At 61.2% G+C, this 5389-nt stretch carries 3 protein-coding genes and 1 pseudogene; 2 read left to right on the forward strand and 2 right to left on the reverse strand.

The genetic code is table 11. From position 1 onward, the window contains the following. Positions 1-2306: DNA gyrase subunit A (gene gyrA, locus D8V06_RS29450; protein WP_130932357.1), on the reverse strand; the 2306-nt coding region annotated here is incomplete at its 3' end. A 425-nt stretch (positions 2307-2731) separates the two neighbouring features. Continuing rightward, on the reverse strand, positions 2732-3808 hold the full coding sequence (gene mtnA / locus D8V06_RS29455) for an S-methyl-5-thioribose-1-phosphate isomerase (RefSeq protein WP_056856459.1): 1077 nt from the start codon (positions 3806-3808) through the stop codon (positions 2732-2734). 105 nt (positions 3809-3913) lie between these two features. Here mtnA and D8V06_RS29460 point away from each other — a divergent pair, with 105 nt between their 5' ends. Together D8V06_RS29460 and D8V06_RS29465 are read left to right on the forward strand one after the other, a co-directional pair. Continuing rightward, a complete protein-coding gene (locus tag D8V06_RS29460; protein ID WP_130932358.1) occupies positions 3914-5248 on the forward strand; it encodes a TRZ/ATZ family hydrolase in 1335 nt (444 codons plus the stop codon). 58 nt (positions 5249-5306) lie between these two features. After that, positions 5307-5389: pseudogene (locus D8V06_RS29465) on the forward strand (bifunctional 3-demethylubiquinol 3-O-methyltransferase/2-polyprenyl-6-hydroxyphenol methylase); the annotation flags it as partial.

A 5389-nucleotide genomic window follows, 5' to 3' on the forward strand; every position in this document is an offset into this window, starting at 1 on the left:
CCGCCACGCTTGTACTCAGGGAACTCGGTGATCGCGGTGCGCTTGCCATAACCGCGCGCCGAAGCGGTGAGGATCTGGCTGCCTTCTTCCGGGATCAGCATGGAAATCAGCTTCTGGCCTTCCGGCAGACGCATGCCGCGCACACCGCGGGCGGTACGGCCCATGGCGCGAACGTCGGATTCCTTGAAGCGCGTCACTTTGCCGCCGTCGGAGAACAGCATGACTTCGCGCTCGCCATCGGTGATGGCGGCACTGATCAATACGTCGCCTTCATCCAGTTCCAGGGCGATCAGGCCGACGCTGCGCTGACGGCTGAAGGATTCCAGCGGGGTCTTCTTCACGGTGCCGTTGGCGGTGGCCATGAAGATGTAGTGGCCTTCGGTGTATTCCTCGACCGGCAGCATGGTGGTGATGTATTCACCGTCATCCAGCGGCAGCAGGTTGACCAGCGGACGACCACGGGCCGCGCGGGATGCTTCCGGAATTTCGTAGGTCTTGAGCCAGTACACCTTGCCCTTGCTGGAGAACAGCAGCAGCGTGGTGTGGCTGTTGGCGACCAGCAGGTGAGCGATGTAGTCCTCATCCTTGACGCCGGTCGCCGACTTGCCTTTACCGCCACGACGCTGGGCCTGGTACGCAGCCAATGGCTGGGTCTTGGCGTAGCCACCGTGGGAAATGGTCACGACGCGATCTTCTTCCGGGATCATGTCACCCAGGGTCAGGTCGAGACGCGCATCGAGAATCTCGGTGCGGCGCACGTCGCCGTATTCGGCACGGATCACTTCCAGCTCTTCGCGGATCACTTCCATCAGACGCGTGGCGCTGTTGAGGATGCGGATCAGCTCGCCGATCTGGTTGAGGATCTCTTGGTACTCGGCCAGCAGCTTCTCGTGTTCCAGACCGGTCAGGCGGTGCAGACGCAGTTCCAGAATGGCTTGCGCCTGTTCTGGCGAGAGGAAGTACTTGCCTTCGCGCAGGCCGTATTGCGGATCGAGGTTTTCCGGACGGCACGAATCGGCGCCGGCACGCTCGACCATCGCCACTACCGCCGAGGATTCCCAAGGGGTGCTGACCAGCGCTTCCTTGGCTTCCGACGGCGTTGGCGAAGCCTTGATCAGGGCGATGACCGGGTCGATGTTCGACAGGGCGACCGCTTGACCTTCGAGAATGTGACCACGTTCGCGCGCCTTGCGCAGTTCGAACACGGTACGGCGGGTCACCACTTCGCGACGGTGACGAACGAAGGCTTCCAGCAGGTCCTTGAGGTTGAGGATCCGCGGACGGCCGTCGATCAGCGCGACGATGTTGATGCCAAATACCGCTTGCAGCTGGGTCTGGGCGTAGAGGTTGTTGAGGATGACCTCAGGCACTTCGCCGCGACGCAACTCGATCACGACGCGCATACCGTCCTTGTCGGACTCGTCGCGCAGCTCGGTGATGCCTTCGAGCTTCTTCTCTTTGACCAGCTCGGCGATCTTCTCGATCAGACGCGCCTTGTTCAGCTGGTAAGGCAGCTCGGTGATGACGATCTGCTGACGGCCACCGACCTTGTCGATGTCTTCGATGATCGAGCGGGCACGCATGTAAATGCGCCCGCGACCGGTGCGGTAGGCTTCGATGATGCCGGCGCGACCGTTGATGATCGCCGCGGTCGGGAAGTCCGGACCGGGGATGTATTGCATCAGCTCGTCGACGGTCAGCTCAGGGTTGTCGATGAGCGCCAGGCAACCGTCGATGACTTCACCGAGGTTGTGTGGCGGGATGTTGGTCGCCATGCCCACGGCGATACCGCTGGAGCCGTTGACCAACAGGTTGGGAATACGGGTCGGCATGACCGCCGGGATCATTTCGGTGCCGTCGTAGTTCGGCACCCAGTCCACGGTTTCCTTGTGCAGGTCAGCCAGCAGCTCGTGTGCCAGCTTGGTCATGCGCACTTCGGTGTATCGCATGGCCGCGGCGTTGTCGCCGTCCACCGAACCGAAGTTGCCCTGGCCGTCTACCAGCAGGTAGCGCAGGGAGAATGGCTGCGCCATCCGAACGATGGTGTCGTACACCGCGGTATCACCGTGCGGGTGATACTTACCGATCACGTCACCGACAACACGGGCAGATTTCTTGTACGGCTTGTTGAAGTCGTTGCCCAGCTCGCTCATCGCGAACAGCACACGCCGGTGCACGGGCTTCAAGCCATCGCGCGCATCCGGCAGTGCCCGCCCGACAATTACGCTCATCGCGTAGTCGAGGTAGGACTGCTTCAGCTCGTCTTCGATATTGACCGGGAGGATTTCTTTGGCCAGTTCGCCCATGAGAAGCCTGATTCCTTTTTCTGGTGAAACTTCGTCATATCCATATGGGACCAACGAAGCTCGCCGCTGCCGGCTGAGTGCCATGCACCGACTTACGACAAATCAACGAGTTATGCCACGGATCTGCGCAGTAAAGGTCACCCCGCGGGGCAACCCTGGAAACCGCCGGATGTTATCACAAGAGCCGCCACGCACCTATCCCCCAGATGCGCATGGAGAGTAGTTAGTTGACCGGTGACAGGCTTGAAGGGGACGAGAGAGGCTTAGAGCTTCTTTGTATGCAGATTTGAGGCCTGGCTTGCGGTTGTTTATTGACTTTTAAGGCCCCATCGCTGGCAAGCCAGCTCCCACAGGATTAATGGCGGGCGCAAACCCTGTGGGAGCTGGCTTGCCAGCGATGGCGACCTTTCAGGCACAACAATCCTTTAATGCAGGCGCTTGCGGCACATCAGCTGCGCTATTTTCGCGGTATCCGGGCGTTCGACGATGCCTTTTTCAGTGACGATGGCGTCGATCAGATCCGCCGGGGTCACGTCGAACACCGGGTTGAACGCATCCACTCCCGCGCCGAGGCGCTTGCCGCCGACTTCCAGCAATTCGCGACCGTCACGCTCTTCAAGCGGAATGTCATCACCACTGGCCAAATGCATGTCGATGGTCGAACTCGGCGCCACCACCATGAAGCGCACGCCGTGGTGCATGGCATTGACCGCCAGTTGATAAGTACCGATTTTGTTGGCCACGTCGCCGTTGGCGGTGATCCGGTCGGCGCCGACGATGACCCAGGTAGGCCCCTTGGTCTTCATGATGTGGGCCGCGGCGGAATCGACATTCAGGGTTACGGGAATGCCCTCGTTGGCCAGCTCCCACGCGGTCAACCGCGAACCTTGCAGCCAGGGACGGGTTTCGTCGACATACACACGCTCGACCATGCCTTCGATGAACGCACCGCGAATCACCCCCAGCGCGGTGCCGAAGCCGCCGGTGGCCAGCGCGCCGGTATTGCAGTGGGTCAGGATCGCCTGGGCATTGCCCTGGTGTTTGCGGATCAGGTCCACGCCCAGTTGCGCCATGGTCAGGTTGGCTTCGCGATCACTTTCGTGAATGGCGATCGCCTCGGCTTCCAGCGCCACCAGCGGGTCGGCATTTTCTTTCAGGCGATCAAGCCGATCGTGCATGCGGCCCAGCGCCCAGAACAGGTTTACGCCAGTGGGACGGGCGTCGGAGAGCAGTGCGAAATCCTCTTCCAGCGCCGCATACCAGTCGCCGCCTTCGGCAATCCGGGTGCGGGCCGCCAGCACGATGCCATAGGCGGCGCTGATGCCGATCGCCGGCGCACCGCGCACCACCCTGGTACGAATGGCTTCGGCCACGCCGGCCGCGCTGGTATAGGCGATCCAGGTTTCCTCGAACGGCAAAACACGCTGATCAAGCAGATAGAGGGCGCCATCACGCCAATCGATGGCTTTCACCTTCTCCGCAGCCAACAGTCGATCGCGCATCCCACACCCCGCACTCATGAACACAAAAGCCGCCGATTATAGCGATCCCCCCGCGAAGACGCTCGGGTATACTTCGCCATCCTTTACAAAAGCACTGGACCTTCGATGCCGAACACTGCCGCTGCGCTCGACCTGTTGTTGCTGCCGACCTGGCTGGTACCCGTCGAACCTGCCGGCGTTGTCCTCAAGGAACATGCCTTGGGCATCCGCGATGGGCGCATCGTTTTTATCGGCCCACGCACAATTGCACTGAAGCTTGATGCACGCGAAGTCCGCGAGTTGCCGGGCATGTTGCTCAGCCCGGGCCTGATCAACGCCCACGGGCACGCGGCAATGACTTTGTTCCGCGGTATGGCCGATGACTTGCCGTTGATGACCTGGCTGGAAAACCACATCTGGCCCGCCGAGGCCAAATGGGTCGATGAAGCATTCGTACGCGATGGCACCGATCTGGCTATCGCCGAACAGCTCAAAGGTGGCATCACCTGCTTCTCTGACATGTACTTCTTCCCGAAGGTTGCCAGCGAGTGCGTCCACAACAGCGGTATTCGTGCGCAAATCGCGATTCCGATCCTCGACTTCCCGATCCCCGGCGCCAGCAGCGCGGACGAAGCCATTCGTCAGGGCATCGAACTGTTTGGCGATCTCAAGCATCACGACCGCATCAAAATCACCTTCGGCCCCCATGCACCCTACACCGTGGGCGATGAAAACCTGGAAAAAATCCGCGTGATCGCCGAAGAGCTCGACGCGTCGATCCACATGCACGTGCATGAAACCGCCTTCGAAGTGCAGCAAGCGCTCGAACAGCGCGGCGAACGCCCCTTGGCCCGTCTCGCTCGCCTGGGCTTGCTGGGCCCGCGCTTCCAGGCCGTTCACATGACCCAGATCAGCGAAGAAGACCTGGCGCTGCTGGTAGAAAGCAACACCCATGTGATTCATTGCCCGGAGTCGAACCTGAAACTGGCCAGCGGTTTTTGCCCGGTGGAGCGTTTGTGGCAGGCCGGGGTCAATGTTGCCGTGGGCACCGACGGCGCCGCCAGCAATAATGACCTCGACCTGCTGGGCGAAACCCGCACCGCTGCGCTGCTGGCCAAGGCCGTCGCCGGTTCGGCCACCGCGCTGGACGCTCATCGCGCCCTGCGCATGGCCACGCTCAACGGCGCCCGCGCCTTGGGGATCGAAGCCGACACCGGCTCGCTGGAAGTCGGCAAAGCCGCCGACATTGTCGCGTTCGATCTCTCCGGCCTGGCCCAGCAACCGATCTATGACCCGGTTTCACAGCTTATATATGCCACCGGCCGGGACTGCGTGAAACATGTCTGGGTCGCCGGCAAGCAACTGCTCGACGACCGTCGCCTGACACGCCTGGATGAACAGCAACTGGTCACCACTGCCAAGGCCTGGGGCCAACGCATCAGCGGCCGTACCGAATCGTAAGCACCCCGGACTCAACCCCGGGGCAACAGGATTTTTCAAGTTTTAGAGGACTTAACCCATGAGCAACGTCGACTACGCCGAAATCGCCAAATTCGAAGCCCTGGCCCATCGCTGGTGGGACCGCGAAAGCGAATTCAAACC

This window comes from Pseudomonas sp. Sample_24 (genome assembly GCF_004307605.1).
Classification (GTDB): domain Bacteria; phylum Pseudomonadota; class Gammaproteobacteria; order Pseudomonadales; family Pseudomonadaceae; genus Aquipseudomonas.

Coding starts and splice junctions, on each gene's coding strand:
- mtnA (WP_056856459.1), bottom strand. CDS start 3,808: ATGCGCGATCGACTGTTGGCTGCGGAGAAGGTGAAAGCCATCGATTGG.
- D8V06_RS29460 (WP_130932358.1), top strand. CDS start 3,914: ATGCCGAACACTGCCGCTGCGCTCGACCTGTTGTTGCTGCCGACCTGG.